This is a genomic window from Micromonospora sp. NPDC004704 (assembly GCF_053601675.1).
On the sequence record NZ_JBSGCD010000012.1, the window covers coordinates 1 to 26,558 of the forward strand.

The window sequence follows — 26,558 nt, forward strand, 5'->3', positions numbered from 1 at the left end:
GCCACACGCCGGGTCACCACCATGCCCACCAGCAGAAAGACCACTAACGGCACACCACCAACCAAGATCAATCACTCATGAAAGACCGAGGCTAGGCGGGGTTACGGGGCGTGCCGGTGACAGCCACGTGAAGATGCTGTTTCGTGGCCCCGGATCGGGGGGTGTTCCCCGTCACTTGTCGCGCCGGAGCCCGCCCGCGACGTGTTCGGCGATCAGCTCGAACGAGCGGATCCGCTCGTCGACGTCGTAGACCATCGCGGTCAGCATCAGCTCGTCGGCCCGGGTCCGCTCCAGCAGCTCGGTGAGCTGCCTGCGGACGGTCTCGGGGCTGCCCATCGCCTGCCCCTGCATCCGTTCCCGGCTGAACTGCCGCTCCGCCTCCGTGAACGGGTACGCGGCGGCCTCCTCGGGCGTGGCCAGCGGCTCCGGCCGACCCGAGCGCAGGCGCAGGAAGGAGAGGGCGGCGGGCCCGGACAGCCACTGCGCGTGCTCGTCGGTCTCCGCGCAGATCGCGTTCACCGCGACCATCGCGTACGGCTTGTCCAGCCACTGCGACGGGCGGAAGTTCTGCCGGTAGAGGGCCAGCGCCGGCAGGGTGTTGGTGGAGCTGAAGTGGTGGGCGAAGGAGAACGGCAGGCCGAGCAGCCCGGCGAGCTGTGCGCTGAAGCCGCTCGACCCGAGCAGCCAGACGGCGGGCATGTTCCCCCGGCCGGGGCTGGCGGTGATCGGACCGGGGCGGTCCCCGGTGAAGTAGTTGATCAGGTCGGCGAGCTCCTGCGGGAAGTTCTCGGCCGAGAGTCCTTCCATCGTGCGACGCAGCGCCAGCGCGGTCACCTGGTCGGTCCCCGGCGCCCGGCCGATGCCCAGGTCGATCCGGCCAGGGTGCAGCGCCTCCAGGGTGCCGAACTGTTCGGCGACCACCAGCGGCGCGTGGTTGGGCAGCATCACCCCGCCCGAACCGACCCGGATCGTCGAGGTGGCCGCGGCCAGGTGGGCGATCACCACGGGTGGGGCGCTGCTGGCGATGGCCGGCATGTTGTGGTGTTCGGCCACCCAGAAGCGCTGGTAGCCCAACTCCTCGGTCCGCCGCGCGAGGGCGGTGGTGTGCCGCAGGGCCTCACCGGCGGTGGTGCCGGCGGCGACCGGGGCAAGGTCAAGAACAGACATGGGTACGTCGATCACACAGTCGATCAACAGTCGGCCCGCCCAAATTGTTCCACTCGGGCGGATCGGGTGAGCTTGCCCACCGAGGTGCTCGTCGGCACGGGTGTCGGCAGCCTGTTGCCCGTCAGCCGATCAGGGTCCAGAGGTGTTGGGCGGAGGGCGACTCGAACTCACCCCGGGCGGCCTGCTGGGCCAGCTCCTCGCGGCTGAGTCCCAGTTCGGCGAGCTGCCCGTCGACGAAACGGTTCCAGTCCTCGTCGGCCTGGCGCCGCTCCTGCTCGTCACCTGTCATGACTCGGACCCTACCGCCCCGGTACGACGGCCGGGCCGGGTGGTCGCGGCCCCGGCGGTGGGCCGGACCGGCTCGGTGACATTGATCAAGGTATGTGCGGAATGGGTGAAGACATTGGATGTCTTCCTCTGCGGGAAAAGATCGATCCGGACCTGGCTGCGGGGTCGGTCCCCCCGATACGCGTGGGAGCGTCGATGACCAGCGCTTTGTGGGTTTTGGCGAGCCCTGGCTGATCTTGAGGTGGGCGGATACCTCCGATGTCTGGCGGCTCAAAAGGTTGACAGAGTTGTTTCACGGTGTAAACATCGCCGATATCTGAACTCGATGGAAATGGATTCGAGTAACTCGAATGAGGAGCGGAAGAAAATCGTCCAGCGTCGATAAGGCATTCGAGCTGATCGGCGCGGTTTCCGAGGCTGGCGGGGCCGGACTGACCCTGGGCGAGCTTGCCGCGGAAGCCGGCATCGCGCTGAGCACCACCCACCGGTACACCACCTCACTGCTCGAACTCGGCGTGTTCGAACGGGACCCGGCCGGCGCCTTCCACCTCGGCGTCACCCTCATCGCGCTCGCCGGGCAGTACCTCGAAGAGGACGGTCTGCGCGCCGCGGCCCGCCCGTACCTGGTCGAACTGGTCGAGTTGAGCGGGGAGACGGTGCACCTGGGCATCCCGGTCGGCAACCACATCGTCTACGTGGACAAGGTGGAGAGCGCGAAGTCCGTACGGCTGGTCTCCCGGATCGGCAGCCGGGTGGCGATGCACAGCACCTCGATGGGCAAGGCCGTACTCGCCGCGCTGGACGAGCGGCGACGCGCGGAGATCCTCACCGGTCCACTGCCGGTCCGTACCGCCAGGACGCTCACCGGCGCGGCGCTGAGCACCGAACTCGACCTCGTCCGGGCCCGCGGCTTCGCGATCGACGACGAGGAGAACGAGGAGGGCGTCCGGTGTTTCGGCCTGCCGATCCTGAGTGCCTCCGGCCAGCCGGTCGGCGCGTTCAGCGTGTCGGCTCCGGCGCACCGGTTCAGCATCGACGACTGCCATCGCCTCGCGCCGACCGCACTGGCCATGGCCGTCAATATCGGTCGACGGATCGGTTATCCGGCCCATCGCCGCCGCCCGTCGCCGGAAAACCACACCCGACCGGAACACCCGAGCATCAGCGAACACGCCCGCTGACCCAGCCAAGGAGTGGAACGGATGTCCGCCGTCACATCGTCAACTGGTTCCGCCCCGTCCACCGACGCCGTCCCGGCGGCCGAGTCGGTCATCACCGTGCACAATCCGGGCACCGGCGCGCTGCTCGGCGAGGTCGAGGCTGCCGGTGAGGAACGCGTACTGGCGGTGGTCGACGCCGCCCAGGCCGGTCAGCGGGCGATGGCCGCGCTGCCCGCACACGAGCGGGCGGGGCTGCTGCGCCGGATCGCCGACCTGGTCGAGGCCGAACAGGAGAGCCTGGCCCGGCTGCTCGCGGCCGAGAACGGCAAGCCGCTGCCGCAGACCAGGGGCGAGGTCGAGGCGGCGATCCGGATCTTCCGCGCCCACGTGGGCGAGGCGACCCGGCTCTTCGGCCGGCAGATCCCGCTGGACGCCGTACCCGGAATGGAGCGGCACCTGGCGGTGACCGTGCGCGAACCGATCGGCGTGGTGGCCGCGCTGGTCCCGTTCAACTACCCGGTCGAGCTGTACGCGCACAAGGCCGCCGCCGCCCTCGCCGCCGGCAACGCCGTCGTGGTGCAGCCACCCGCGCGCTGCCCGCTCAGCCTGGTCCGGATCGCCGAACTGGTCGAACTGGCCGGTGCGCCCCGGTACGCGCACCAGGTCGTCACCGGCGGGGTACGGGTCTCCCAACTCCTGGCCGAACTGCCCGGCATCGCGGCGGTGAGCCTCACCGGCAGCACCTCGGCCGGGCGGGAGATCGCCCGACGGGCCGCCGCCACCCTGAAGAAGGTCTTTCTCGAACTCGGCGGCAACGATGCGCTGATCGTCTGCGACGACGCGGACGTGGAGCAGGCCGCCCGGGCGGTGGTGCTCGGCCGGCTGGCCCGGGGCAACGGGCAGATCTGCTGCGCGGTCAAGCGGGTCTACGTGCAGGACGGCGCGTACGACGCGTTCGTGGCGTCGCTGCTCGCGCAGACCGCCGAGCTGACCGTCGGCGACCAGTTGGTCGAGACGACCGACGTCGGTCCGCTGATCGCCGAGTCGGCGGCGGCACAGGTCGAGGACGCGGTCGGCCGGCTCGTGCACGACGGTGCCCGGCTGGTCGCCGGTGGGGCCCGGCGGGGCGCCTTCGTCGACCCGACCGTCCTGGTCGACGTGCCGCCGGACAGTCCCGCCCTGGCCGCGGAGATCTTCGGCCCGGTGGCGCCGGTGGCCCGGTTCACCGACCCGTTCGACGCGGTCGCGATGGCGAACGAGTCGCCGTACGGGCTGCACGCGGCGGTGTTCACCCGGGACATCTCGCGCGCCTTCACCCTGGCCCGGCGGCTCGACGTCGGCGGGGTGCTGATCAACGGCTCGACCGCCGTACGCGCGGAGAACCTGCCGTTCGGCGGGACCAAGGACACCGGCGGCTACCGCGAGGGCGTACACGACACCGCCCTGGACTTCACCCGGCAGAAGACCATCGTGGTGATGGAGGCCTTCGAATGAGCCTCGAACTGCGGGGGGTGCACAAGGACTACGGCGGCGTCGAGGTGCTGCACGGGGTTGATCTGGTCGGACAGCCGGGCGAGGTGCTGGCCGTGGTCGGTGCGAACGGTGCCGGCAAGTCCACCCTGATCAAGATCCTGGCCGGGGCGCAGCCGATGAGCGCGGGCGAGATGCGCCTCGACGGCGAGCGGGTCGAGCTGCGTTCGCCGCACGACGCGCACGACCACGGCATCCGTACGGTCTACCAGGAACTCAGCCTCGTCCCCGAGTTGTCGGTCACGGAGAACCTGCTGATGGGGAACTTCCCCCGCCGGGCCGGCCTGATCGACTGGGCCGCCGCGCACCGCCGGGCGGGTGCCCTGCTCGACTCGATCGGGTTCGGCGCGATCAACCCCCGTACCGTCGCGGGCCGGCTCTCGGTGGCCCGGCAGCAGATGGTCGAGATCGCGAAGGCGCTGGTCGCCGAGCCACGGATGCTGGTGCTCGACGAGCCCTCCGCGGTGCTGGCCGGCAGCGACCTCGACTCGCTCTTCGCGCTGGTACGGCGGCTGACCCAACGCGGTGTGCTGGTGGTGTACGTCTCGCACCGGCTGGCCGAGGTGCTCGAACTCGCCAGCACCATCGTGGTGATCAAGGACGGTCGGGTGGTGGCCACGACCACTCCGGCCGAGACCGACGAGGACGAGCTGATCCGGCTGATGGCCGGGCGGCGACTGGCCCAGATCTACCCGGACCGGCGGGAGGGCAGGGGCGCTCCCCGGCTGACCGTCACCGGGCTCGGCCGGCCGGGGGAGTTCACCGACGTCTCGTTCACCCTGCACGAGGGCGAGGTCGTCGGCCTGTTCGGGCTGGTCGGCTCGGGCCGAAGCGAACTGGCCCGGTGCGTCTTCGGCGCCGAGCGGGCCGCGACCGGCGAGGTCCGGGTCGCGGGCGGGGGAGGGGACTTCCGTACCCCGGCGGAGGCGATCGCGGCCGGGGTCGCACTGGTCACCGAGGACCGCAAGCGCACCGGGCTGGTGCTCGACCTGACCGTCCGGGACAACATCGCCCTTACCACCCTGCACCGGCACAGCCGGGTCGGCCTGGTCGACCGGGCCCGCCAGCGGCGGGACGTGACCACGATGGTCGACCGGCTCGCCATCCAACCGGCGCACTGCGCCTCGATGCCGGTGGTCAACCTCAGCGGCGGCAACCAGCAGAAGGCGGTGCTGGCCAAGTGGCTGCTGGTCGGCCCGAGCGTGCTCATCCTCGACGAACCGACCCGGGGCGTGGACATGGCCACCCGGGTGGAGATCTACCGCATCATCGACGACCTGGCCCGGTCCGGGCTGAGCGTCCTGCTCATCTCCTCGGACCTGACCGAGGTACTCGGGGCCAGCGACCGGGTCCTGGTGATGCGGCAGGGCCGGCTCACCGGTGAGCTGGCCGCCGACCGGACCACCGAGGACGAGGTGCTCGGGTACGCGATCGGACCGGCCGCCGGCCGGATGGAGCAGACGCCCGTGACCGGGCACGAGGAGAGGGTATGACGGGGCAGCTCACCGACACCGCGCCGGACACCGCCACCGGCGGCGGACCACGACGGCCGTTGCGACTCGTGGTCAACGGCCGGGACCGTACGGTCGAGGCGGTGCTCGGCACGCTCGTCGTCGGGCTGATCGTGGTGGCCGCCCTGACCTCCGACACCTTCTTCACCCAGACCAACCTGACCAACCTGCTCAAGCAGATGGTGACCACCGGGCTGCTCGCCTTCGGCATGCTGGTGGTCATCCTCACCGGAGGCATCGACCTCTCGGTCGGTTCGGTGGTCGCGTTCGCCGGGATCGTCACCGCCGGACTGGTCTCGGGGCTGCCGATCCCGTTGGCGATGCTGGTCGGCATCCTGGCCGGGATCGGGTTCGGGCTGGTCAACGGCACCCTGATCGCCCGGTTCGGGTTGGCGCCGTTCGTGGTGACGCTGGCCGCGCTGACCACCGTCCGGGGGTTGGCGTTCGTCTACTCCGAGGTCCCGATCGCCCCGGACGACCCGGCGTTCTTCACCCTCGGCACGGCGATGGTCGGTCCGATTCCACTGACCACGGTGATCATGCTGGCGGTCTTCGGCCTGGGCGGGGTGTTCCTGTCCCGTACCCCGGCCGGGCGGTCGATCATCGCGATCGGCGGCAACCCGGAGACCGTACGCCTCGCCGGCATCAACGTACGCCGGCACGTGATCCTCGCGTACACGATCAGCGGTGCCTGCGCCGGCCTGGCCGGGGTGATCCTGGCCAGCCGGGTCGGGATCGCCCAGCCGAGCGTCGGTGTCGCCTTCGAACTGGACGCGATCGCCGCGTGCGTGATCGGCGGGGCGAGCCTGGCCGGCGGGCGCGGTACGGCGAAGGCGACCCTCGGCGGTGTCCTCGTCCTCGCCCTGATCAACAACCTGCTGAACCTGTACGGCGTGCAGAGCTTCTGGCAGCAGGTCCTCAAGGGACTGATCATCATCGCGGTGATCCTGGTCCAGCGGGTCAACCGGGTACGCCCCTGACCCGGGACGCGCCCACACCACCACCCCACCCACCACACCACGGGAGATGTTGGCATGAACCCGAAGAAGCTCAGCCGACTGCTGGTCACCGGCACCCTCGCCCTCGCCCTCGGCCTGACCGCCTGCTCCGAGTCCGGCGGCTCGGGTGCCGGCGGGGACGGCTCGTACACGATCGGCGTGGCGAACTTCATGTTGAGCGGGCCCTACTTCAGCGGCATGGACAAGGCCATCGCGGCCCAGGCGAAGAAGAAGGGGAACGTCGAGATCATCAGCACCGACGCGAACGGTGACGCCGCCAAGCTCGCCGCGAACGTCGAGGACCTGCTCAGCAAGAACGTCGACGCGGTGATCATTTCCGGTGGACCGCTGGAGTCGGCCCCGGCGGCGCTCAACGCGATCAAGGCGGCGGGCAAGCCGGTGGTGCTGGTCGACCGGAAGTTCCAGACCGGCGAGTACACCAGTTGGATCGGCCCGGACAACAAGGCGATCGGCGTACAGAACGGGGAGTTCCTGGCCGAGAAGCTGCCCAGCGGCGGCAAGGTCGCCATCATCAAGGGTGGGCCGGCGGACAACAGCATCGGGCTGGCCCGTACCGACGGGGTGAAGTCGGTGCTCGGCGGCAAGCCGGGAATCACCCTGGTCGAGGCGCCGGACTTCGGCAACTGGGGCTCCGACGGCGGGCTGACCGTGATGGAGAGCCTGCTCGCCACCAACGCCGACCTGGCCGCGGTGTTCTGTGAGAACGACGCGATGTGCCTGGGTGCGCAGCGGGCGATCGCCGACGCGGGCAAGGACAAGCAGATCATCATCGCCGGGGTCGACGGTCAGGCCGAGGCGTTGAAGGCCATTCTCGACGGTACGAACTACCTGGTCACCGGCCTGAACGACGCCGACATCATCGGCAGCCTGGGCCTGGACCGGGCGGTCGAGATCCTGGGCGGCACCAAGACGGAGAAGGACACCGTGGTCCCCTCGCCGAGGGTGACCAAGGAGAACGCGGCCCAGTTCCTCGACCCCAAGGGCGGCTTCTGAGCGGGGACGATCTCGGGGCGATCGATGATCGCCGGCTTCGGTTGACCGGTCCACGCCTGGTGCGGGACCGGTCAACCGGTCGGGAGCGCTACAGCGAGAGGATGCGGGTGACCAGGGTCGCGATCGCGACGAGCAGGATCGTCGCCGGTGCGCCGGCGCCCTTGGTGTCGCCGTTGCGTACGTGTGCGATGACCGCGCCGACGAAGTAGAGGACCACCCCGATGGCCGCGGCGACGCCGAGCGGCGCGAAGAAGATCCCGACGATCAGCCCGGCCGCGCCGATGATCTCGATGATGGCCAGCGGCGGGTACCAGGTGAGCGGGACTCCGGCGGCGGTAAGCCCCTTGACCACCCTCTCGTCCTTGGTCAGCTTGCCTCGGGCGGACATCAGGAGCATGGCGGAGAGCAGGATCGCGAGGACAACGTAGGCGATGGACATGGTGCTCCCTGGGTGGATGTGGGTGCCGTCGAGGCCGGGAGTGGGGTCGGCGCTCGTCACCCTAGAGAGACCGTTGGTCGGTGTCAACGATTCGCTGTCGCTGACTATCGACCTCCTCGCACGATCGCCGCGTTGGCGTACGCCGTGCCACCGCCCCCGGTAGGGGCCACCCTCACGGGGTCGGCTGGTCGGCGAACTCGGCCGGGTCGAGGTTGAGCATCGAGAGCAGGCCGGAGTTGCGGACGGTGTCTATCCGGTCCGGCATCTCCTTGTCGAGCCATTCGGCCCGCTGGTGCTGACCGCGCCGTCGCAACGCCTCAAGGATCTTATCTTTGTCGATTTCCATGTCCCGCTCTCTGGACGCACCTAGTCGGTCGAGAAACTGTCGATCGTGCTCCGGCTCGTGGGCCGGATGGTCGCCTTCGCCGCCCACCCGCATACGTTTCCGGGTCCCCGGGCGCGACATCCCCGCCGCCCACTCCGGGCCGTCGAGCGCGGCGACCGCGGTTGAATGAAAGAGAGCTCGCCGCCCGGTAGCAGGAGCCATCTGCGGTGCGGCCTCCACCACTCTACTCCGAGGAGGATCGGCGACCGGGTCGCGCGGGTGGGCTGGTTCGCCACGTTCGACGCCGGTCCGGTCATCCTCGGCATCCGGCGGTCGGAACAGCGGCATCCCGGTCCGCCGTTGTCGTCCCGAGCGGGCGAGGGCGGTAACGGCCATAATCAGTCCCGGCGGGATTCCGCGACGGCGGCTCGGGCCTGAATCCGGCGAGGGACCACCGGTCCGGATGGGTACGGGTCCGCGCCCCAGGTGACGAGGACGGGACGTACCAACGGTGAACCTTGCACAGACCGGTCCGGAGACCGTGCAGGTCGGTTGCACCCTGACCCTCGACGTCACCGCACCGGCCGGTGTGGTGCTCCAGATCGCACCCGCCCGACCGGCCGGCGGTGACCTCAGCGAACGCCTGGACATCGTGAACAACACCGTGCCGGTGACCGCCGGCGAGATCGCCGGACCGGTCGGCGGTCGCGCGCACCTGATCCGGGTCCAGCCGGGCAAGCTGACCGTCGACTACCGGGCGACGGTCACCACCGGAGGTGGGACCACCGACCGGGTCGGCGACGCGGCCCGGGTGGAGGCGTTGCGGCCGAGTCGCTACTGCCCCTCCGACCGGCTCGCCGGCTTCGCCCAGAGCCACTTCGGCGACCTGCCGACCGCCGGACAACGGGTACGGGCGATCACCGACTACGTCTGGCGGCACATCGCGTACGTCTCCGGGTCCAGCGGCCCGACCACCGACGCACTGGACACGCTTTTGAGCGGGCAGGGGGTCTGCCGCGACTTCGCGCACCTGGTGGCCGCGCTGTGCCGGGCGGTCGACGTACCGGCGCGGATCGCCGCCGTCTACGCCCCCGGCCTGTCCCCGATGGACTTCCACGCGGTGGTGGAGACCGACATCGACGGCCGGTGGCAGGTCTGGGACGCGACCCGGCTGGCACCCCGGCAGAGCCTGGTACGCATCACCACCGGCCGGGACGCCGCCGACATCGCGTTCTGCACGGTGATCTCCGGTCGGCTTGACCTGGAGAGTCTGCACATCAACGCGGTCTCCGGCGGCGACCTGCCGCTGGACGACCACGAGGGCCTGGTCACCCTGGCCTGACCCGTCCGGCACCTGATCGCCACCGGCGCCGGACGGCACGCTCGGACGACTGAGCCGCCCGGTGGGTCCGTCCCCGGTCAGCGCACCCGGCCGACGCCCGCGGCGACCTTGAGTCTGGTCGGCGGCGCGTCCTCGTCGGGTGACCACCGTCGCAGGTCGACCACGCCGGGCGGCAGCAGGTCGAAGCCGTCGAAGAAGCCCTCGATCTCCTCCCGGCGCCGGAACGTCATCGGCGCCGGGGAGTTGGCCGAGATCTCCTCGAGCTTCGCCCTGGCCGCGGGATCACTGCCGTCGACGCAGAACTGGGAGATGCAGACGTAACTGCCCGTTGCCATCCGTTCCCGGAACCGGGCGATCAGGGCGGCCGGGTTCTCCGCGTCGGTGACCAGGTGGAACAGGCCGATGAAGAGAACCAGGACCGGCTGGTCGAAGTCGATCAGGTGCTCGGACCGCAACCGGTCGAGGAGCTGGTCCGGTTCGCGTACGTCCGCCTTGATCGAGACCACGCCGTCGTCGGTGGCCAGCAGGGCGTTGTTGTGGACGAACACGATCGGATCGTTGTCGACGTAGACCACCCGCGCGTCGGGGGCGAGGCCGCGGGCCGTCTCGTGCACGTTGGGGGCGGTGGGGATGCCCGCCCCCACGTCCAGGAACTGCCGGATCCCGGCCTCGGCGCACATCCGGGTGACCCGGAGCAGGAACCGGCGCTGGGCCCGGCCGAGCGCGGGCAGGTCCGGGGCGAGGGCGATCACCTGCCCGGCCGCCTCCCGGTCGACCGCGAAGTTGTCCTTGCCGCCGAGCACGTAGTCGTACGCCCGCGCATGGCTCATCTGGGTGGTGTCGATACCGGCCGGTGCGTCGTCCTGCTGGGTCATGCCCGCTCCCCGTGACGATGGATGCCCCTCGATCGCGCGGCCCCGATCCTAGTCGCGGACGTCGATGCCTGACGTCCCCCGCGACTCCACCATGGACAGCTCCGCGACGGGCTCGCGAACGTGCCGATCCCGGCGCAGGTAACGGACCACCTCGACGGTGACCGTGATGGTCAGGGCGATACCGAGCCCGAGCAGCAGGCCCTTCACCGGATCGTGCTCGAACGCCATCCCCCCGAGGTAGCCCACCAGGGCGGAGTAGACCGCCCAGGACCCCGCGGCCAGGGCGTCGAACAGGAGGAAGGCGCGCCGCGGGTAACCGACCGCACCCATGGTCAGGGTGATCGCGGTCCGCCCGCCGGGGACGTACCGGGCGACCACCAGGGCCAGACCGCCCCGGCTCAGCAGGGCGCCGCGCGCCCAGGCGAACGCGGCGTGCCGGCGGGTCCCGGCCGGCAGGCGGCTGTCCAGCCGGGCACCGGAGGCCCGCCCGATGAGGTACGAGACATGGTCGCCGACAAACGCACCGGCGGCGGCGACCGCGATCACCGGCAGCAGGTCCGGTTGACCGGTCGCGGCGAACACCCCGGCGGTGATCACCGCGGTCTCGCTCGGTACGACCGGGAAGAACCCGTCGACCACCGCCACGGCGAAGATCGCCAGGTACACCCACGGTGAGGTCATGGTCTGCTGGAGCAGGTCGAGAACAGCATCCATCATCGGTGCCCCGCCGGCCGGGTGTTGGCGCAGTTGTTGGTCATGTCTCGACCCTCGCCGTACCACTGGGTCCACCGCATCCGACGGGGGTCAGCCGGTGACCCCCACGAAAGTAGGGGGTCACCGGCGACGATCGCAGCGGGAACGGGCGGTCGGTTGCCGCCTACGCTGGGCCGGTGACGTACCACCGTCGGGCGCTCGCCCTGCTGCGCCACCGGTACGCGTCGATCCGGGCACCCGGCGGTTACCACCGGCTGGTCCCGTACGCGTTGGCGGTGACGGTCTTCGTCTGTTCGAGGATGTCCGCCAGTGGGGACATCGGCGTCCGCTCGTCCTGGCCCGGCCTCGCCCTCGTCGGGTTCGCGGGCGCCTCGGCCCTGGCCGCCGGGTTCGCCCGGGTACGACGTGGGCCGATCTTCGTCGTGGCCGCGGTGGCCTGGATCGTGCTCGCCATGTGGCCGGCGCTCGTGGTCGCGTCCTACTACGCCGGGACGAGCCTGCCCCGCGACCGGATCAAGGTTTACCTGTTCGGGGCGGCGGTGGTCATGGGCCTGTCGATTCCGGTCGGCATCGCGGCCGGCGGTCAGCGGTACATCACCACCGTGGCGACCGGGAACTTCCTGATCATGTGTGCGCTCCTGGTCGCGCTGCCGCTGCTCGGCGGGCTCTGGGTCAACGCCCGCCGCGAGGTGCTCACCGCTCTGCGCGACCGCGCCGACCAGCTCGAACGCGAGCAGCACGCCCGGATCGACCGGGTCCGGGCGGAGGAACGCAACCGGATCGCGCGGGAGATGCACGACGTGGTCGCCCACCGGGTCTCGCTGATGGTGCTGCACGCCGGAGCCATGGAGGTGAACGCCCCGGATCCGCGTACCGCCGAGTCGGCCGCGCTGATCCGTACCATCGGTCGGGAGGCGCTGACCAACCTGCGGGAGGTGCTGGGCGTACTGCGGTCGGCGCGGGTGGCCGAGGCGGTGCTCGCGCCACAGCCGGGGTTCGGCGACCTCGACCGCCTGCTCGACGCGTCCCGCGACGTGGGGGTCACGGTCACCCGGCACGACGAGGGTGTTCCCCGGCCGCTGCCGGTCACGGTGCAACGCGCGGTCTACCGCGTGACCCAGGAGGCGCTGACCAACGTGCACAAGTACGCCCCGGACGGCGCGACCGACGTGCACCTGCGGTACCTGGCGGACGGGTTCGAGGTCGCCGTACGCAACAGACCCTCGGCCACGGCGGGCGTACCGCTGCCCGGTGCCGGGCTCGGCCTGGTCGGGCTGCGGGAACGGGTGGAACTGCTCGACGGGCGGTTGGAGGCCGGTGCCGAGCCGGACGGCGGGTTCACCGTCCGGGCCCGGATCCCGTACCCGGACCGGGAGGAGGCGGCGTGATCCGTGTACTGGTGGTCGACGACGAGCACCTGGTCCGGTCGGGACTGCGGATGATCCTGGAGGCGGCCGGTGACATCGCCGTGGTGGGCGAGGCACGCGACGGCGCGGAGGCGGTCGAGGCCGTGGTCCGGCTCGGGCCGGAGGTGGTCCTGATGGACGTACGGATGCCCGGCGTGGACGGACTCACCGCCGCGGCCCGGATCCGCGCCGTCCCGTTCCCACCAAAGGTGATCATGCTGACCACCTTCGACCTCGACGAGTACGTCCACCGGGCGCTCCGTGCCGGCGCGGTGGGATTCCTGCTCAAGGACACTCCGCCGACGGAACTCGCCGCCGCCGTCCGTACGGTCCACGCCGGCAACGCGATGCTCGCCCCGACGGTCACGATGCGCCTGCTCAGCTCCTTCGTGGAGCGGGCGCCGGCCCGCGCCCGGCAGGCCCGTGACCGGCTCGCCGCGCTCACCGGCCGGGAACGCGACGTGATTCTCGCGCTCGCCCGTGGCCTGTCCAACGCCGGGATCGGCGGTGAACTGGGGCTGAGCGAGGCCACGGTCAAGGCGCACGTCAGTCGTGCGCTGGCGAAGCTCGGGCTCGGCAACCGGGTCCAGGCGGCGATCCTGGTCCGGGACGCCGAGGGGTGACCGGACCCCTCGGCGTCAACCGGTGTCCGCCGGTTCCGTCGCCGGGTCGGGCGCCGTCGTGCCCACCCCTGTCCGGCACCGGAAACGGCCACCCGGGCGTTCCGGGCGTTCCGGTCGTCGGGGGCCGACCGGCAGCGCCGACCGTGGCCGGTCACGGAGATGCGGCGGGAGGGGGTCGTCTCGTTGTCCTCGCCGGCCCCACCAGGTCCTTGGTGATCTGTCCCGATCGCCACCAGGCGGCGACCGGAATCGCGGCGACGAACGCCGCCGCCGGCATCGCGGCGAACCCGGAGACGGCGAACAGGGCGACGGCCCACATGCTGGTGGCGGTGCCGAGCAGGATCAGCGCGCCGAGTCGGATCGCCAGTCCGGTGGAGTGCTGACCCCGCCAGGTGATGCCGACCAGGCCGAGGACGCCCACCGGCACGAAACTCGCCTGCCAGATCGTGTGGGTCAGGATGGGCATCGTGTCGGCGAGTGGCGACATCCGGGCGCCGGACACGAGCATGGCGATTCCGCACGCCACGGCGGCGACCATGAAAGTCACCTCGAACGGGCGCCAACTCGTCGCGACCATCGAGACGGTCCGGCAGTCCCAGTCATAGTCCGACCGGGGATCGGCGCCATTGATTCGGGAATCGGCCGTGTTGGCCGCGCCCGATGGTTCGGTACGCGTGTTGTACCGCGCTCCCGACAGTTGCGCGGGGAGTATCATCCGGTCGAAGGTGTTCCTGAAGACTGGCTCATTGTTCATGGTGTCATTTCCTCCGCCTGGCGCAGCCCGGTGTCGGGTGAATGCGCTCGATGGATTCGGAGCAGGGGTGATCGCGGCCCGACGGCGCCGTACCGGTACGGCCGGGGAGTCCGGTGACGTGCTGCTCCCCGCACGCGGCCCAGCGGCTGCCGTACGCATCGTGTGCACTGTGCTGGCGGCGCGACCGTGACCAAATGGGTGGTGATCGCGGTCGCGACCTGTTATCCGGGTGACAGAACGCTCAGACCGGTTCGCGCGGACCGTAACCGACGCGGACGCGGCATCGTTGTGGACGCTAACGCGCCTGGGAAAAGGTCATGGGGCCCCACCTTCGGACGTGAAAATTTATTGCCGAGGTCTGGGGCAATGTCCACTAAATGGACCCGGCCACGTTATCCCGGTGCAGAATTTGATGTCAAGAGTGGGTCCGGAGGCCGGCGACCGGTCGGGTGGGTCGTGGCCACGGCGGGTATCGTTCTTCTGGTCGATCCGCCGATGTCGCTCCCACCCCGGCGGCACCTCTGAATGATCCCGGAGGGTGCGCAATGCCGGTGTCTTCCCGGGCCCGCTCTCGTTCATCGCGCCGACCCGGGTGTGGTGCGCCGGAGAACCGATGGTGACCGAATCCGCGGACCGCTGGGTCCGGGCGTTGGGTCTGATCGCCGAACAGCCCCGGCTGGACGACGGAACGTCCGGGGTCAGGCAGTCACTGTCGCGGATCTGCCGCGCGGCCGTGCACGCACTCTCCGCGTCCGGGGTCGGGATCAGCGTGCTGACCCGGGACGGGTCGCAGGGCTACGTCGTCGCGTCCGACGAAGCCACCTACCTGCTCGCGGAGTTGCAGTTCACCCTCGGGGAGGGGCCCGGGGTTGATGCCTTCGACACCCGCCGCCCGGTACTGGTGACCGATCTCGCCGACGACGGCGCGGTGGGCCGCTGGCCGATCTGGGCCGCCGCGATGACCGAGCGTCGCATCCGTGGCGCGTACGCGTTTCCGCTCCAGGTCGGGGCGGCCCGGCTCGGCGTCATGGTCCTCTTCTGCGAGCAGGCCGGTCCGATGTCCGGCGACACACTGGACCAGGCGCTCACCTTCGCCGAGATCGTCATGATGACGGTGCTCGACGGTGAGGGAAACTCCGCCAAGGGGGCGCAGGCCCTCGGGTTCGACGATGGGTCGGGCTACCGGGCGGAGGTGGCGCAGGCACAGGGCATGATCATGGTGCAGCTCGGGGTGAGCATCGGCGACGCGCTGATCCGGCTGCGTGCCCATGCCTATGCGCAGGCGCGCCCGCTGCACCAGGTCGCACGCGACGTCGTCGACCGCAAGCTGCGATTCGACGGATCCGGATCATGAATCTCGGCACTCACTATGGATAGCATGGAGTTGTCATGACCACAGTCTCACCACTTCGGCTCGCCAAGGTTTTCGTCGAGGTCTCCGACACCCTCGTGGACAGGTTCGACCTGATCGAATTCCTGCACATGCTTACCATGCGGGCCGCCGAACTCGCCGCCGCCGACGTCGTGGGTCTGGTCCTCGCCAACCAGCACGGGCAGCTCCAGTTCATGGCCGGTTCCCGTGAGGAGGCCCGACTGCTGGAGTTGTTCCAGCAGCAGAATGACGAGGGACCGTGTCTCGACGCGATCCGTACCGGCGTGACGGTCGTCGACACGGACCTGCGGTCGGCGGGAACGCGTTGGCCGCAATTCGCGCCGCACGCGACCGCCGCGGGATTCCGTTACGCGTACGCGTTCCCGCTCCGCCTGCGCGCCCAGGTCATCGGGGCGCTGAACGTGTTCGGCGCGGACGACGGCAGGCTGCTCGCGGACGACAGCATCCCGGTCGTCCAGGCGTTGGCCGATCTGGCATCGATCGCCATCCTGCAGGAGCGTTTCATGAGCCGCGGTGAGGAACTTACCGTTCAGCTCCAGAGCGCGCTCAACAGCCGGGTCGTCATCGAACAGGCGAAGGGTGCGATCGCACAGTACAGCGGTGTCAGCGTGGACGAGGCGTTCATCCTCATCCGGGGATATGCCCGGTGCAAGAACCTGCGGCTCGTCGACGTGGCCCACACCATCGTCACGGACCTCGCCGCCATCCCCGAATTCGCCCGAGCCGGCGGTTAGCGTCGGTGCCGGGGCTGTGGGGCGGTCGGGGTGCTACCCCGGTAACTCCATCCGTGCGGCGATCGGTGTCGGTGATCGGACACCCGTACGCCGTCGATTCGGGAAAGGCGCGACCCGGTGCTCGGGTCGCGCCTTGTTGAAGATCACACCTCGGTGCCGGTGCGCGACGATGCGCACTAAGAGTCAGTAGGCAACCACGCTGCGCGTTTGTGTTGCCCGACGTGCCCCCGGTGGGATTCGAACCCACACTGTCGGAGGTTTGAGCTCCGTTTCTCTACCGGTTGGAATACGGGGACGTTGCCACGGACCTGACGAGTAGGCCCGGTCTAGGGTACCCACTACGCTGATGACGGCGACACCCGGCCGGGCGGGTGTCGGACAAACAGCGCTGGGGGTAGAGGTTCGTGGCCGACACGCAGGCGGGTATCGAGCGTAGGCGGGTGCTGATCGCCGAGGATGAGGCGCTCATCCGGCTGGATCTCGCCGAGATGCTGGTCGAAGAGGGCTACGACGTGGTCGGGGAGGCGGGCGACGGGGAGACCGCCGTACGCCTGGCCGAGGAGCTCAAACCCGATCTCGTCATCCTCGACATCAAGATGCCGATCATGGACGGGTTGGCCGCCGCGGAGCGGATCGCCGCCGGCCGGATCGCCCCGGTGGTCATCCTGACCGCCTTCAGCCAACGTGACCTGGTCGAACGGGCGCGGGCGGCCGGGGCGATGGCATACCTGGTCAAGCCCTTCCAGAAGAGCGACCTGGTGCCGGCGATCGAGATCGCGCTGTCGCGCTACTCGGAGATCGCCGCGCTGGAGTCCGAGGTCGCCGGCCTGACCGACCGCCTGGAGATCCGCAAGACGGTGGAGCGGGCCAAGGGCGCGCTGATGACGACGTACGGCATGACCGAGCCGCAGGCGTTCAAGTGGATCCAGCGCACCGCGATGGACCACCGGATGACCATGCGCGAGGTCGCCGAGCGGATCCTGGCCGAGGGTACGGGCGGCGAAACCCCCGCCGAGACCAGCTGAACCTGGCCCGCCCCGGGCCGGCTGCCTAGGATCGGCCCATGTCCATCCGTTGGCGGATCGTCGCCGGTCTCGCCGTACTGACCGTGCTCGCGGTCGGGTGCGAGCGGCCGACGGCCGAGGATCCGGAACACGTGGACGGACCCGTCCGGCCCGGCTGGCACGCGCTGCGACTACCCGTGCCGGCCGGTGCGGCGGGTCGGCTGGTCCTGCGCGACACGGCCACCTGCGCCGGTCGCTGGTACATCGCCGGTGCGGTCGCCGACGCCGCAGGGGAGACCCGACCGGCCGTATGGACCAGCACCGACGCGTTGACCTGGAGTTCGGTGGAGCTCACCGCGAAGACCTACTACGGCCGGCAGAACGTGCTCTCCGTGGTGGCCTGTCGGGACGGCCGGGTCGCGGCGATCGGGGCGAAGAGCGGCGGTGCGCACGCGAACCCCCGGGTGAGTACGTGGCGGCAGGACCCCGACGGAACGCTGACCGAGGTGATCGCGCCGTTCGAGCTGTACGGCGGTCCGCAGGCGGTGAACGTGGCACGGGCGGTGGCCGGACCGGCGGGTTGGATGATCGTCGGCAACCGGATGAGCGGTGCCGCCGCCTGGACCTCCACCGACGCGACCCGGTTCGAGATCGTCGAGGCGGCGCCCGAGCTGGCCAGCGACGCCCGGGGCGAGACGTGGGCGTTCGACGTACTGCCGCTGGGCGACCGGTGGCTGGTGGTCGGCGGTGTCATCCTGACCGGCCGGATCGACCGCGACCCGCTCGCCTGGACCTCGACCGACGGCCGGACCTGGCGGCGGCTCTCCGTCCCGGCCGACGACGGCTACGAGGAGATGCAGCGGGTGGTGCTGGTCGGCGGGGTGCCGGTCGCGCTCGGTCTGAGTGGTGACGGCTTCGGGGTGTGGCGCGGCGGGGCCGGGCCGGACAGCGACGGGTGGACGGCGGTGGGCCGGTTCGGCAGCCGGAGCACTCACGGGGTGCCGGCCGTACGGGGACTCGCGGCCACCGGGGACCGGCTTTTCGCGGCGACCTCCGACGGTGTCGGGCACGGGCTCTGGACCTCGGCCGACGCGGGCCGTTCATGGCGGCCGATCGCGGCGCCGACCGCCCTGCCGAGCGGGGCCGAACGGCAGGTCGCGGTGTCCGCCGGAGCGGACCGCCTGCTTGTCGTCGCCGACGACGGTGTCGGCGGCAGTGCCTGGTGGACAGCGGTGCCGCTCGATGGTGCGTGATGTCCGGTTCCCCGGAAAGTTTGTTACGGCAATGGACCTGTCCGCACTCGTGTTCGTAACGTTTTAGCAAGCCCGGCTCTCAGGTCTTCCGGGAGCGATTACAGCTCCAGTACGCTGCGCCATCACGAGCCGCACGCAGGCGGGCGGCTCTATACCGGGTGGTGCTGGCTGCGTGGGCAACAGATGCGCCGCGCCTTCCGGGATGCCGTTGCCTGCATCTTGAGGAGGTCAAGGAGCCGTGAGGCGAAAGTATGTACGGGCGCTCGGCACCGTCGCGATGGCGGCGGTGGCGATGGTCGCCGCGACTGGCTGCCAGGACTCCGGCGGGGACGACACCGCTGGCGGCGGAGACTGTGGCGGCAAGATCGCCATCTTCGGTGCCTTCACGGGTCCGAACGCTGGTCTGGTCCTGCCGTCGCTCAATGGCGCGAAGCTGGCCGTCAAGCAGCACAACGCCGCGAACGCCGACTGCCAGGTGACGCTGCAGGAGTTCGACACCCAGGGTGACGCCACCCAGGCCACCCCGGTCGCCAACCAGGTGGCCGGTGACCAGTCCTTCACCTCGGTGATCGGCGGGCACTTCTCGGGTGAGTCCAAGGCGACCATGCAGACCTACGAGGCTGCCGGTCTGATCATGGTCAGCCCGTCGGCCACCGCGACCGAGCTGACCGCGGCGAACAACAAGGCGTTCCACCGCGTCGTCGGTAACGACGGCACCCAGGGTGCGGCTGCGGTTGCCTACATCAAGGACGTGCTGAAGTCGCAGAAGGTCTTCGTCATCGACGACGGCCAGACCTACGGCGCCGGCATCATCGCCGAGGTCAAGAAGGGCCTGGCTGCCGGCGTTGTCGGCGAGGACAAGGTCCAGACCGACCAGCAGAACTTCGACGCCACCATCTCGAAGATCAAGTCTTCGGGTGCCGACGTGATCGCCTACGGCGGTTACACCAACGAGGCGGCGCCGCTGCTCAAGCAGGCCCGGGCGGCGAACGTCACGGCCAAGTTCCTCGGCTTCGACGGTCTCTACGACCCCGGCTTCCCGGCCGGTGCCGGTACCGCCGCCGAGGGCGCGATCGTGACCTGCCCGTGTCTGCCGGCCGCCGAGGCCGGCGGTACCTTCTCCGCCGACTACGAGAAGGAGTACGGCATCGCGCCGGGCTCCTACGGTGCAGAGGGCTACGACGGCGCCAAGATCCTGCTCGAGGGCTACGCGGATGGCAAGACCACCCGCAAGGAGCTCTTCGACTGGGTGAACGCCTACGACAAGCAGGGCGTGTCGAAGTACATCAAGTTCGACGAGACCGGCGACGTCGACAAGTCGAAGGTTGTCATCTGGTCGTACGAGGTCAAGGGCGGCCAGTTCGTGCCCCAGCAGGAGATCAAGCTCAGCTGAGCCGGTTTACGGAGGCGGCCGGGGGGATTTCCCCCCGGCCGCGCTCGGTGCAAAGGGAGATTTCGTGAACTTCGATGAACTCTTCGGGCACCTCGGCCAGCACACTGTGGACGGTTTGGCGAAGGGCTCGATCTACGCCCTCGTCGCGCTCGGCTACACGTTGGTCTACGGCGTTCTGAAGCTGATTAACTTTGCCCACTCCGAGGTTTTCATGGTGGGTACCTTCGCCGTCCTCGGTGTGTGGAACCTCTTCGGCGCCACTGATGCCCCGCCGCTGGGCACGCTGATCCTGCTGCTCATCGCCGGACTGGCGGCGGCCATGCTCGCCTCCGGTGCCACGGCGGTGGCGGTGGAACGGGTGGCGTACCGCAGGCTGCGGCAGATGAACGCACCACCACTGATCTTCCTGATCACCGCGATCGGTCTGTCGCTGGTGCTCTCGGAGGCGTTCGGGCTCTGGCAGGGCCGGCTGGTCGTCGGCATGCCCACCCTGATCCAGCGGGACGTGTGGCTCACCATCGGTAACACCGAGATCGCCAACACCCAGGTGATCACCGTCGTGGCGGCGCTGCTGATGATGGCCGGGCTCGACCAGTTCATCAACCGCACCCGGTACGGCCGAGGGGTCCGCGCGGTGGCGCAGAACCCGGACGCCGCCGCGTTGATGGGCGTCAACAAGGACCGGGTGATCATGCTGATCTTCCTGCTCGGCGGTCTGCTTGCCGGCGCCGCCGCGCTGCTCTGGGCGATCCGGTACGGCAACACCCGGTTCAACGTGGGCTTCATCCTCGGGCTCAAGGCGTTCACCGCGGCGGTACTCGGTGGCATCGGCAACCTGCGCGGCGCGCTGCTCGGTGGTCTGCTGCTCGGCGTGGTCGAGGTCTACGCGGCTACCCTGACGTCATCCAACTGGGAGGACGTGGCCGCGTTCGTCGTACTGGTGGTCGTGCTGCTGTTCCGCCCGACCGGCCTGCTCGGTGAATCGTTGGGGAGGGCGCGCGCATGACCGCGACCAGCAACAGTCCGGCGCAGGCGGGACGCAAGACCAGGATCGGCATCGGCGACCGTTGGCGGGGACTGCCACGGTGGCAGCGAAGCGTGGGCTTCGTCGCCTTCGTCGCCTTCCTCTACTACCTGCCCCTGCTGGGCATTCCGGGCCTCACCTGGCTGCGTACCGACTCGATCAAGGGCGGCAACAACTGGGCGGGTGTGCTCTTCATCTGCGCGGTCTACGTCCTCATCGCGATCGGGTTGAACGTGGTGGTCGGCCTGGCCGGCCTGCTCGACCTCGGCTACGTCGGCTTCTTCGCGGTCGGCGCGTACAGTGTGGCGCTCTTCGGCTCCACCCAGTCGCCGGTGGTCAAGGCACTCCAGAACCGGTTCGACCTGGCCGAGGGCTGGGCGGTCACCTGGGCGATCTGTATCCCACTCGCGATCGCGTTCACCATGATCTCGGGTGTGCTGCTCGGCTGGCCGACGCTGCGGCTACGGGGCGACTACCTGGCCATCGTGACGCTCGGCTTCGGTGAGATCATCCGGATCGTCGTCCGCAACTCGAACTGGTCCGGCGGACCGGCCGGTGTGGCCGGTATCCCCGGCCCGCAGGGCGCTCCCTCCGCCGACAACAACGTGTTCGGGCTGATCGACGTCAAGCCGTGGTACTGGTTGGCGCTCACCGTGGTGCTGATCGTCGTCTTCGCGGTGCGCCGGCTGGAGAACAGCCGGGTCGGTCGAGCCTGGCTGGCCATTCGCGAGGACGAGGACGCCGCCGCCGTGATGGGCGTACACGGGTTCAAGTTCAAGCTCTGGGCGTTCGCGATCGGCGCCGCGCTCGGTGGCCTCTCCGGCTTCCTCTTCGCCAGCCGGCAGGGTTTCATCGAGCCGAACCAGTTCAACGCGCAGCTCTCCATCCTCTTCGTCGCGATGGTGGTGGTCGGCGGCGCCGGCAACATGGCCGGTGTGGCTCTCGGCGCGTTCCTGCTGGCCTACCTGCCGGAGCGGTTCCGTGACTTCGCCGAGTACCGGTACCTGGTGTTCGGTCTGGCGCTGGTGCTGGTCATGCTGCTGCGTCCGCAGGGCCTGATCCCGAGCCGGCGGCGGGCACACGAGCTGCAGGACCGTGCAGAGGAGGCACCCGCCAATGTCTGACGAGATCAAGGCTCCCGGCCCCATCCCGCGCCAGCGTGAGGTGCTGCTCGACGTCGACCACGTCACGCTGCGCTTCGGCGGGGTGGTCGCGCTCGACGACGTCAGCTTCAGCCTCTACCGGGGCGAGATCCTCGGGCTGATCGGTCCGAACGGCGCCGGCAAGACCACCTGCTTCAACGTGATGACCGGGGTCTACCGGCCGACCGAGGGTGAGGTGCGGTTCGACAAGGGACAGATCGTCGGCCGCAAGCCGCACGACATCAACCGGCTCGGTATCGCCCGGACGTTCCAGAACATCCGGCTGTTCCCGGAGATGACCGCGCTGGAGAACGTGCTGGTCGGTACCGACTCGCAGCACAAGACCAGTGTGGTCGGGGCGCTGTTCCGGCTCTACCGGGTACGTCCGAAGCCCGAGGAACTGCCCGTGGTCGACTCGACCAACGGGCTGGTCCGTACCTGGCAGCAGGTGCGTCGGGCCTCCGCCAAGGTGTTCGGGATCTCCCGGCACACGCTGGAGGAGAAGGCGGCGCGCCGCAAGGCGTTGGAACTGCTCCGGTTCGTCGGGATCAGCGGCCGGGTCAACGAGTTGGCCCGCAACCTGCCCTACGGCGACCAGCGTCGGCTGGAGATCGCCCGGGCGCTGGCCACCGAGCCCAAACTGCTCTGCCTGGACGAGCCGGCCGCCGGCTTCAACCCGGCGGAGAAGGAGGACCTGCTCCAGCTGATCCGGCAGATCCGCGACCTCGGCTACACCGTGCTGCTCATCGAGCACGACATGCGGCTGGTCATGGGCGTCACCGACCGGATCGTGGTGCTGGAGTTCGGCAAGAAGATCGCCGAGGGTACGCCCGCCGAGGTGCGGGACAACCCGAAGGTGATCGCGGCCTACCTGGGGGTGCCGGCAGATGCTGCTTGAGATCGATAACGTGACGCTGGCGTACGGCCGGATCGAGGCTCTGCACGGGATCAGCCTGCACGTCGACGAGGGCGAGGTGGTGGCCCTGATCGGCGCGAACGGCGCCGGCAAGACCACCACGATGCGGGCCGTCTCGGGCCTGCGCCCGATCAGCCGGGGTGCGATCAAGTTCGAGGGCCAGGACATCAGCAACCTCCGGGCCGACCTGCGGGTCATCCGGGGCATCTGCCAGTCGCCCGAGGGTCGGGGCATCTTCCCCGGCATGTCCGTGATCGAGAACCTCGACATGGGCGCCTACACCCGGCGGGACACGGCGGGGATCGCGGCCGACCTGGACCGGGTGCTCGGGCTGTTCCCGCGCCTGGCCGAGCGGCGCAAGCAGGCCGGCGGCACGCTCTCCGGCGGTGAGCAGCAGATGTTGGCGGTCGGCCGGGCCCTGATGAGCCGGCCGAAGCTGCTGCTGCTCGACGAGCCGTCGATGGGGCTCGCCCCGATGGTGATCCAGCAGATCTTCGACATCATCACGGAGATCAACCAGCAGGGCACCACCATCCTGCTGGTGGAGCAGAACGCCCAGCAGGCGCTCTCCCGGGCCCACCGCGGTTACGTGTTGGAGACCGGTCGGATCGTCAAGGAGGGCAGCGGGGCGGACCTGCTGCTCGACCCGGCGGTCAAGGAGGCGTACCTCGGCGTCGCCTGATCCGACGTTCGAGGGTGGGCCCGGCGCGTCGCGCGCCGGGCCCACCGCCGCCTCAGGAGCCGGCGGACCCGGGCGGCGGTATCGGTGCCTGTCGCGCCGATCGTCGCCCTCGTCCGCTTCTGCCGCCGCGTGGGGTGCGACCGACATGTCGGTGGGCCCGACTAGAGTCGGTCAGGTGACCGACGCACCCCGCCTCCTGTTGTTGGACGGCCATTCGCTGGCCTACCGGGCCTTCTTCGCGCTCCCGGTGGAGAACTTCTCCACCACCACCGGACAGCCGACGAACGCGGTGTACGGCTTCACCTCGATGCTGATCAACGTGCTCCGCGACGAGCGGCCGACCCACCTGATCGTCTCCTTCGACATCTCCCGCCGGTCGTTCCGCACCGAGCGCTACGCCGAGTACAAGGCTGGCCGGGCGGAGACGCCGACCGACTTCCATGGTCAGGTGAGCCTGGTCAAGGAGGTGCTCGCCGCGCTGCGGGTGCCGGTGGTGGAGAAGGAGGGCTACGAGGCCGACGACGTCATCGCCACCCTCGCCCGGCAGGGGCGGGAGAGCGGGATGGACGTGCTGATCTGCACCGGTGACCGGGACGCCTTCCAGTTGATCGGCAACCAGGTCACCGTGCTCTACCCCCGCAAGGGCGTCTCCGACCTGGCCCGGATGGATCCGGCGGCGGTGACCGACCGCTACGGGGTCGGCCCGGAGCAGTACCGCGACCTGGCCGCCCTGGTCGGGGAGAGCAGCGACAACCTGCCCGGCGTGCCGGGGGTCGGTCCGAAGACCGCCGCCAAGTGGATCAACCAGTACGGCGGGGTGGAGGGCGTGATCGCCCGCGCCGACGAGATCAAGGGCAAGGCCGGTGAGAGCCTGCGCGAGCGGCTCGCCGACGTGATCCGCAACTACGAGCTCAACCTGCTGGTCGACGACCTGGAGCTGTCGCTGGGCGCGGAGGACTCCCGCTGGGCCGGGTGGGACCGCGAGGCGGTGCACCAGGTTTTCGACACCCTCCAGTTCCGGGTCCTGCGCGACCGGCTCTACCAGTACCTGGAGGCGGTGCAGCCGGAGGCCGAGTCCGGCTTCGAGCTGGCCACGGAGGTCCTGGGCACCGGCACGGTGGCGGCCTGGCTGGCCCGGCACGCCCCCATCGGTGTGCCGACCGGGCTGGCCGTGGCCGGCACCTTCGGTCGCGGCACCGGCACGCTGACCGGGGTGGCGGTGGCCACCGCCGACGGTGCCGGCGGCTGGTTCGATCCGGCCACCCTCGACCCGGCCGACGAGGCGGCGGTGTCCGAGTGGCTGGCCGACGAGGCGCGACCGAAGGTTCTGCACGACAGCAAGCCGGCGTCGCTGGCGTTCGCCGCACACGGCTGGCAACTGCGGGGGATCACCCGGGACACCGCGCTGGCGGCGTACCTGGCCCGGCCGGACCAGCGCTCCTACGACCTGGGCGATCTGGCCCTGCGCTACCTGCACCGGGAGCTGCGGGTCGACCAGCCGGAGTCCGGCCAGCTCACCTTCGAGGGGCTCGGCAACGACGGCGAGGTCGAGCAGAACCTGATGCTGCGGGCCGCGGCCACCCTCGATCTCGCCGACGCGATCGACGCCGAGCTTGCCCGTGACGGCGAACTCTCCGCCCGGTTGCTGGCCGACGTCGAACTCCCGCTGGTGCGGGTCCTCGGCGAGATGGAGCGGGTCGGCATCGCCGCCGACACCGACTACCTCTCCGAGTTGGAGGCGCACTTCGCCGGTGAGGTGAAGGCGGCCGCGCAGGCGGCGTACGAGGTGGTCGGGCGGGAGTTCAACCTCGGCTCGCCCAAGCAGCTCCAGGAGATCCTCTTCACCGAGCTGGGGCTGCCCAAGACCAAGAAGATCAAGACCGGCTACACCACCGACGCGGACGCGCTGCAGTGGCTCTACGCGCAGAATCCGCATCCGGTGCTGGGCCACCTGCTGCGCCACCGGGACGTGGCCCGGCTGAAGTCGACCGTCGACGGGCTGCTCAAGTCGATCTCGGACGACGGCCGGATCCACACCACCTACAACCAGACGGTGGCGGCCACCGGGCGGCTCTCGTCGACCGACCCGAACCTGCAGAACATCCCGATCCGGACCGAGGAGGGCCGGCGGATCCGGCGCGCCTTCGTGGTCGGCGCCGGCTACGACACCCTGCTCACCGCCGACTACAGCCAGATCGAAATGCGGATCATGGCGCACCTCTCCGTCGACGAGGCGCTGATCGAGGCCTTCAACTCCGGCGAGGACTTCCACGCCGCCACCGCGTCGTTCGTCTTCCACGTACCGGTCGCCGAGGTCACCGCCGACCAGCGCCGCAAGATCAAGGCGATGAACTACGGCCTGGCGTACGGGCTGAGCGCCTTCGGTCTTGCCCAGCAGCTCAACATCGCCGCCGACGAGGCGCGTGGGCTGATGGAGGAGTACTTCACCCGGTTCGGTGGCGTCCGCGACTACCTCCAGGAGGTGGTCCGGCGGGCCGTGCGCGACGGCTACACCGAGACCATGCTCGGCCGACGGCGTTACCTGCCGGACCTGGTCAGCGACAACCGGCAGCGGCGGGAGATGGCCGAGCGGATGGCGCTCAACGCCCCGATCCAGGGCTCGGCCGCCGACATGATCAAGGTAGCCATGCTGCACGTCGACACCGCCCTGCGCGGGTCCGGCCTGCGGTCCCGGATGCTGCTGCAGGTCCACGACGAGCTGGTCTTCGAGGTCTACCCCGGCGAGCGGGAGCAGCTCGAGGAGCTGGTCCGGCGCGAGATGGGCAACGCCCACCCGCTGTCGGTGCCGCTGGAGGTCTCGGTCGGTGCGGGTCAGGACTGGAACAGCGCCGACCACTGACCGGCGTCGAC

At 69.9% G+C, this 26,558-nt stretch carries 25 protein-coding genes and 1 tRNA gene; 18 read left to right on the forward strand and 8 right to left on the reverse strand.

Annotated features, from left to right (window positions below; all coding sequences use genetic code 11):
• Positions 1 to 171: 171 nt before the first annotated feature.
• On the reverse strand, positions 172 to 1,167 hold the full coding sequence (locus tag ACWEFB_RS18190; protein ID WP_452286832.1) for an LLM class flavin-dependent oxidoreductase: 996 nt from the start codon (positions 1,165 to 1,167) through the stop codon (positions 172 to 174).
• Between the two features lie 121 nt (positions 1,168 to 1,288).
• Positions 1,289 to 1,456: a hypothetical protein gene (locus tag ACWEFB_RS18195; RefSeq protein WP_326556860.1), complete on the reverse strand. Its 168-nt coding sequence runs from the start codon at positions 1,454 to 1,456 to the stop codon at positions 1,289 to 1,291.
• A gap of 349 nt (positions 1,457 to 1,805) precedes the next feature.
• Here ACWEFB_RS18195 and ACWEFB_RS18200 point away from each other — a divergent pair, with 349 nt between their 5' ends.
• From ACWEFB_RS18200 to ACWEFB_RS18220, 5 genes are read left to right on the forward strand one after another with little or no spacing between them, the layout of a single operon-like run.
• Positions 1,806 to 2,636: an IclR family transcriptional regulator gene (locus ACWEFB_RS18200; protein ID WP_452286834.1), complete on the forward strand. Its 831-nt coding sequence runs from the start codon at positions 1,806 to 1,808 to the stop codon at positions 2,634 to 2,636.
• Between the two features lie 21 nt (positions 2,637 to 2,657).
• On the forward strand, positions 2,658 to 4,109 hold the full coding sequence (locus ACWEFB_RS18205; RefSeq protein ID WP_452286836.1) for an aldehyde dehydrogenase family protein: 1,452 nt from the start codon (positions 2,658 to 2,660) through the stop codon (positions 4,107 to 4,109).
• A complete protein-coding gene (locus ACWEFB_RS18210; RefSeq protein ID WP_452286838.1) occupies positions 4,106 to 5,638 on the forward strand; it encodes a sugar ABC transporter ATP-binding protein in 1,533 nt (510 codons plus the stop codon). The genes ACWEFB_RS18205 and ACWEFB_RS18210 overlap by 4 nt, the downstream gene beginning before the upstream one ends.
• Positions 5,635 to 6,636, forward strand: coding sequence for an ABC transporter permease (locus ACWEFB_RS18215; protein WP_452286840.1), 1,002 nt, complete (start codon positions 5,635 to 5,637; stop codon positions 6,634 to 6,636). Before ACWEFB_RS18210 ends, ACWEFB_RS18215 begins: the two co-directional genes overlap by 4 nt.
• Positions 6,637 to 6,690: 54 nt before the next feature.
• The gene (locus ACWEFB_RS18220) at positions 6,691 to 7,668 is read left to right on the forward strand and encodes a substrate-binding domain-containing protein (protein WP_452286842.1); all 978 of its coding nucleotides are present in this window, start codon (positions 6,691 to 6,693) and stop codon (positions 7,666 to 7,668) included.
• An 88-nt stretch (positions 7,669 to 7,756) separates the two neighbouring features.
• Here ACWEFB_RS18220 and ACWEFB_RS18225 read toward each other — a convergent pair whose 3' ends face one another.
• Together ACWEFB_RS18225 and ACWEFB_RS18230 are read right to left on the reverse strand one after the other, a co-directional pair.
• Positions 7,757 to 8,107, reverse strand: coding sequence for a DoxX family protein (locus tag ACWEFB_RS18225; protein ID WP_452286844.1), 351 nt, complete (start codon positions 8,105 to 8,107; stop codon positions 7,757 to 7,759).
• A gap of 172 nt (positions 8,108 to 8,279) precedes the next feature.
• Complete coding sequence (locus tag ACWEFB_RS18230; protein ID WP_452286845.1) at positions 8,280 to 8,780, reverse strand: hypothetical protein; 501 nt, start codon at positions 8,778 to 8,780, stop codon at positions 8,280 to 8,282.
• 163 nt (positions 8,781 to 8,943) lie between these two features.
• On the opposite strand from ACWEFB_RS18230, the gene ACWEFB_RS18235 reads away from it, so the two are divergent.
• Positions 8,944 to 9,774, forward strand: coding sequence for a transglutaminase-like domain-containing protein (locus ACWEFB_RS18235; RefSeq protein WP_452286847.1), 831 nt, complete (start codon positions 8,944 to 8,946; stop codon positions 9,772 to 9,774).
• Positions 9,775 to 9,851: 77 nt separating this feature from the next.
• Here ACWEFB_RS18235 and ACWEFB_RS18240 read toward each other — a convergent pair whose 3' ends face one another.
• Both ACWEFB_RS18240 and ACWEFB_RS18245 read right to left on the reverse strand, forming a co-directional pair.
• Positions 9,852 to 10,649 (reverse strand): SAM-dependent methyltransferase, encoded by a 798-nt coding sequence (locus tag ACWEFB_RS18240; RefSeq protein ID WP_452286849.1) that lies wholly within the window; start codon positions 10,647 to 10,649, stop codon positions 9,852 to 9,854.
• Between the two features lie 48 nt (positions 10,650 to 10,697).
• On the reverse strand, positions 10,698 to 11,363 hold the full coding sequence (locus ACWEFB_RS18245; RefSeq protein WP_326563231.1) for a DedA family protein: 666 nt from the start codon (positions 11,361 to 11,363) through the stop codon (positions 10,698 to 10,700).
• Positions 11,364 to 11,539: 176 nt separating this feature from the next.
• Here ACWEFB_RS18245 and ACWEFB_RS18250 point away from each other — a divergent pair, with 176 nt between their 5' ends.
• Positions 11,540 to 12,751, forward strand: coding sequence for a sensor histidine kinase (locus tag ACWEFB_RS18250; protein ID WP_452286851.1), 1,212 nt, complete (start codon positions 11,540 to 11,542; stop codon positions 12,749 to 12,751).
• Positions 12,748 to 13,392 (forward strand): response regulator, encoded by a 645-nt coding sequence (locus ACWEFB_RS18255; RefSeq protein WP_452286853.1) that lies wholly within the window; start codon positions 12,748 to 12,750, stop codon positions 13,390 to 13,392. Before ACWEFB_RS18250 ends, ACWEFB_RS18255 begins: the two co-directional genes overlap by 4 nt.
• A 151-nt stretch (positions 13,393 to 13,543) precedes the next feature.
• On the opposite strand, the gene ACWEFB_RS18260 is transcribed toward ACWEFB_RS18255, so the two are convergent.
• Positions 13,544 to 14,146: a hypothetical protein gene (locus ACWEFB_RS18260; RefSeq protein WP_452286855.1), complete on the reverse strand. Its 603-nt coding sequence runs from the start codon at positions 14,144 to 14,146 to the stop codon at positions 13,544 to 13,546.
• Between the two features lie 613 nt (positions 14,147 to 14,759).
• On the opposite strand from ACWEFB_RS18260, the gene ACWEFB_RS18265 reads away from it, so the two are divergent.
• Together ACWEFB_RS18265 and ACWEFB_RS18270 are read left to right on the forward strand one after the other, a co-directional pair.
• Positions 14,760 to 15,500, forward strand: a complete 741-nt coding sequence (locus ACWEFB_RS18265) for a GAF and ANTAR domain-containing protein (protein ID WP_452286857.1) — start codon at positions 14,760 to 14,762, stop codon at positions 15,498 to 15,500.
• Positions 15,501 to 15,535: 35 nt separating this feature from the next.
• Positions 15,536 to 16,273, forward strand: coding sequence for a GAF and ANTAR domain-containing protein (locus tag ACWEFB_RS18270; RefSeq protein ID WP_452286859.1), 738 nt, complete (start codon positions 15,536 to 15,538; stop codon positions 16,271 to 16,273).
• Positions 16,274 to 16,495: 222 nt separating this feature from the next.
• Here the strand turns inward: ACWEFB_RS18270 and ACWEFB_RS18275 are convergent.
• Positions 16,496 to 16,569 (reverse strand) — tRNA-Leu (locus ACWEFB_RS18275).
• Between the two features lie 108 nt (positions 16,570 to 16,677).
• On the opposite strand from ACWEFB_RS18275, the gene ACWEFB_RS18280 reads away from it, so the two are divergent.
• From ACWEFB_RS18280 to polA, 8 genes are all read left to right on the forward strand, one after another.
• Positions 16,678 to 17,298 (forward strand): ANTAR domain-containing response regulator, encoded by a 621-nt coding sequence (locus ACWEFB_RS18280; protein WP_326556880.1) that lies wholly within the window; start codon positions 16,678 to 16,680, stop codon positions 17,296 to 17,298.
• A gap of 38 nt (positions 17,299 to 17,336) precedes the next feature.
• A complete protein-coding gene (locus ACWEFB_RS18285; RefSeq protein ID WP_452286861.1) occupies positions 17,337 to 18,530 on the forward strand; it encodes a hypothetical protein in 1,194 nt (397 codons plus the stop codon).
• Between the two features lie 238 nt (positions 18,531 to 18,768).
• Positions 18,769 to 19,923, forward strand: coding sequence for a branched-chain amino acid ABC transporter substrate-binding protein (locus tag ACWEFB_RS18290; protein ID WP_326556882.1), 1,155 nt, complete (start codon positions 18,769 to 18,771; stop codon positions 19,921 to 19,923).
• 64 nt (positions 19,924 to 19,987) lie between these two features.
• Positions 19,988 to 20,929, forward strand: coding sequence for a branched-chain amino acid ABC transporter permease (locus ACWEFB_RS18295; RefSeq protein ID WP_452286863.1), 942 nt, complete (start codon positions 19,988 to 19,990; stop codon positions 20,927 to 20,929).
• Positions 20,926 to 22,071, forward strand: coding sequence for a branched-chain amino acid ABC transporter permease (locus tag ACWEFB_RS18300; protein WP_452286865.1), 1,146 nt, complete (start codon positions 20,926 to 20,928; stop codon positions 22,069 to 22,071). The genes ACWEFB_RS18295 and ACWEFB_RS18300 overlap by 4 nt, the downstream gene beginning before the upstream one ends.
• Positions 22,064 to 22,987: an ABC transporter ATP-binding protein gene (locus ACWEFB_RS18305; protein WP_452286867.1), complete on the forward strand. Its 924-nt coding sequence runs from the start codon at positions 22,064 to 22,066 to the stop codon at positions 22,985 to 22,987. The genes ACWEFB_RS18300 and ACWEFB_RS18305 overlap by 8 nt, the downstream gene beginning before the upstream one ends.
• Entirely contained in the window at positions 22,977 to 23,687 is a 711-nt protein-coding gene (locus ACWEFB_RS18310; protein WP_326556886.1) for an ABC transporter ATP-binding protein, read from the forward strand. The genes ACWEFB_RS18305 and ACWEFB_RS18310 overlap by 11 nt, the downstream gene beginning before the upstream one ends.
• A gap of 145 nt (positions 23,688 to 23,832) precedes the next feature.
• Complete coding sequence (gene polA, locus ACWEFB_RS18315) at positions 23,833 to 26,547, forward strand: DNA polymerase I (RefSeq protein ID WP_452286870.1); 2,715 nt, start codon at positions 23,833 to 23,835, stop codon at positions 26,545 to 26,547.
• Positions 26,548 to 26,558 lie beyond the last annotated feature (11 nt).

What these genes read in the sequence shown, in the direction of transcription:
- ACWEFB_RS18190 (WP_452286832.1), bottom strand. Translation starts at nt 1,167, where the DNA reads ATGTCTGTTCTTGACCTTGCCCCGGTCGCCGCCGGCACCACCGCCGGT.
- ACWEFB_RS18195 (WP_326556860.1), bottom strand. Translation starts at nt 1,456, where the DNA reads ATGACAGGTGACGAGCAGGAGCGGCGCCAGGCCGACGAGGACTGGAAC.
- ACWEFB_RS18200 (WP_452286834.1), top strand. Translation starts at nt 1,806, where the DNA reads ATGAGGAGCGGAAGAAAATCGTCCAGCGTCGATAAGGCATTCGAGCTG.
- ACWEFB_RS18205 (WP_452286836.1), top strand. Translation starts at nt 2,658, where the DNA reads ATGTCCGCCGTCACATCGTCAACTGGTTCCGCCCCGTCCACCGACGCC.
- ACWEFB_RS18210 (WP_452286838.1), top strand. Translation starts at nt 4,106, where the DNA reads ATGAGCCTCGAACTGCGGGGGGTGCACAAGGACTACGGCGGCGTCGAG.
- ACWEFB_RS18215 (WP_452286840.1), top strand. Translation starts at nt 5,635, where the DNA reads ATGACGGGGCAGCTCACCGACACCGCGCCGGACACCGCCACCGGCGGC.
- ACWEFB_RS18220 (WP_452286842.1), top strand. Translation starts at nt 6,691, where the DNA reads ATGAACCCGAAGAAGCTCAGCCGACTGCTGGTCACCGGCACCCTCGCC.
- ACWEFB_RS18225 (WP_452286844.1), bottom strand. Translation starts at nt 8,107, where the DNA reads ATGTCCATCGCCTACGTTGTCCTCGCGATCCTGCTCTCCGCCATGCTC.
- ACWEFB_RS18230 (WP_452286845.1), bottom strand. Translation starts at nt 8,780, where the DNA reads ATGCCGCTGTTCCGACCGCCGGATGCCGAGGATGACCGGACCGGCGTC.
- ACWEFB_RS18240 (WP_452286849.1), bottom strand. Translation starts at nt 10,649, where the DNA reads ATGACCCAGCAGGACGACGCACCGGCCGGTATCGACACCACCCAGATG.
- ACWEFB_RS18245 (WP_326563231.1), bottom strand. Translation starts at nt 11,363, where the DNA reads ATGGATGCTGTTCTCGACCTGCTCCAGCAGACCATGACCTCACCGTGG.
- ACWEFB_RS18260 (WP_452286855.1), bottom strand. Translation starts at nt 14,146, where the DNA reads ATGAACAATGAGCCAGTCTTCAGGAACACCTTCGACCGGATGATACTC.
- ACWEFB_RS18265 (WP_452286857.1), top strand. Translation starts at nt 14,760, where the DNA reads ATGGTGACCGAATCCGCGGACCGCTGGGTCCGGGCGTTGGGTCTGATC.
- ACWEFB_RS18270 (WP_452286859.1), top strand. Translation starts at nt 15,536, where the DNA reads ATGACCACAGTCTCACCACTTCGGCTCGCCAAGGTTTTCGTCGAGGTC.
- ACWEFB_RS18285 (WP_452286861.1), top strand. Translation starts at nt 17,337, where the DNA reads ATGTCCATCCGTTGGCGGATCGTCGCCGGTCTCGCCGTACTGACCGTG.
- ACWEFB_RS18300 (WP_452286865.1), top strand. Translation starts at nt 20,926, where the DNA reads ATGACCGCGACCAGCAACAGTCCGGCGCAGGCGGGACGCAAGACCAGG.
- ACWEFB_RS18305 (WP_452286867.1), top strand. Translation starts at nt 22,064, where the DNA reads ATGTCTGACGAGATCAAGGCTCCCGGCCCCATCCCGCGCCAGCGTGAG.
- ACWEFB_RS18310 (WP_326556886.1), top strand. Translation starts at nt 22,977, where the DNA reads ATGCTGCTTGAGATCGATAACGTGACGCTGGCGTACGGCCGGATCGAG.
- polA (WP_452286870.1), top strand. Translation starts at nt 23,833, where the DNA reads ATGTCGGTGGGCCCGACTAGAGTCGGTCAGGTGACCGACGCACCCCGC.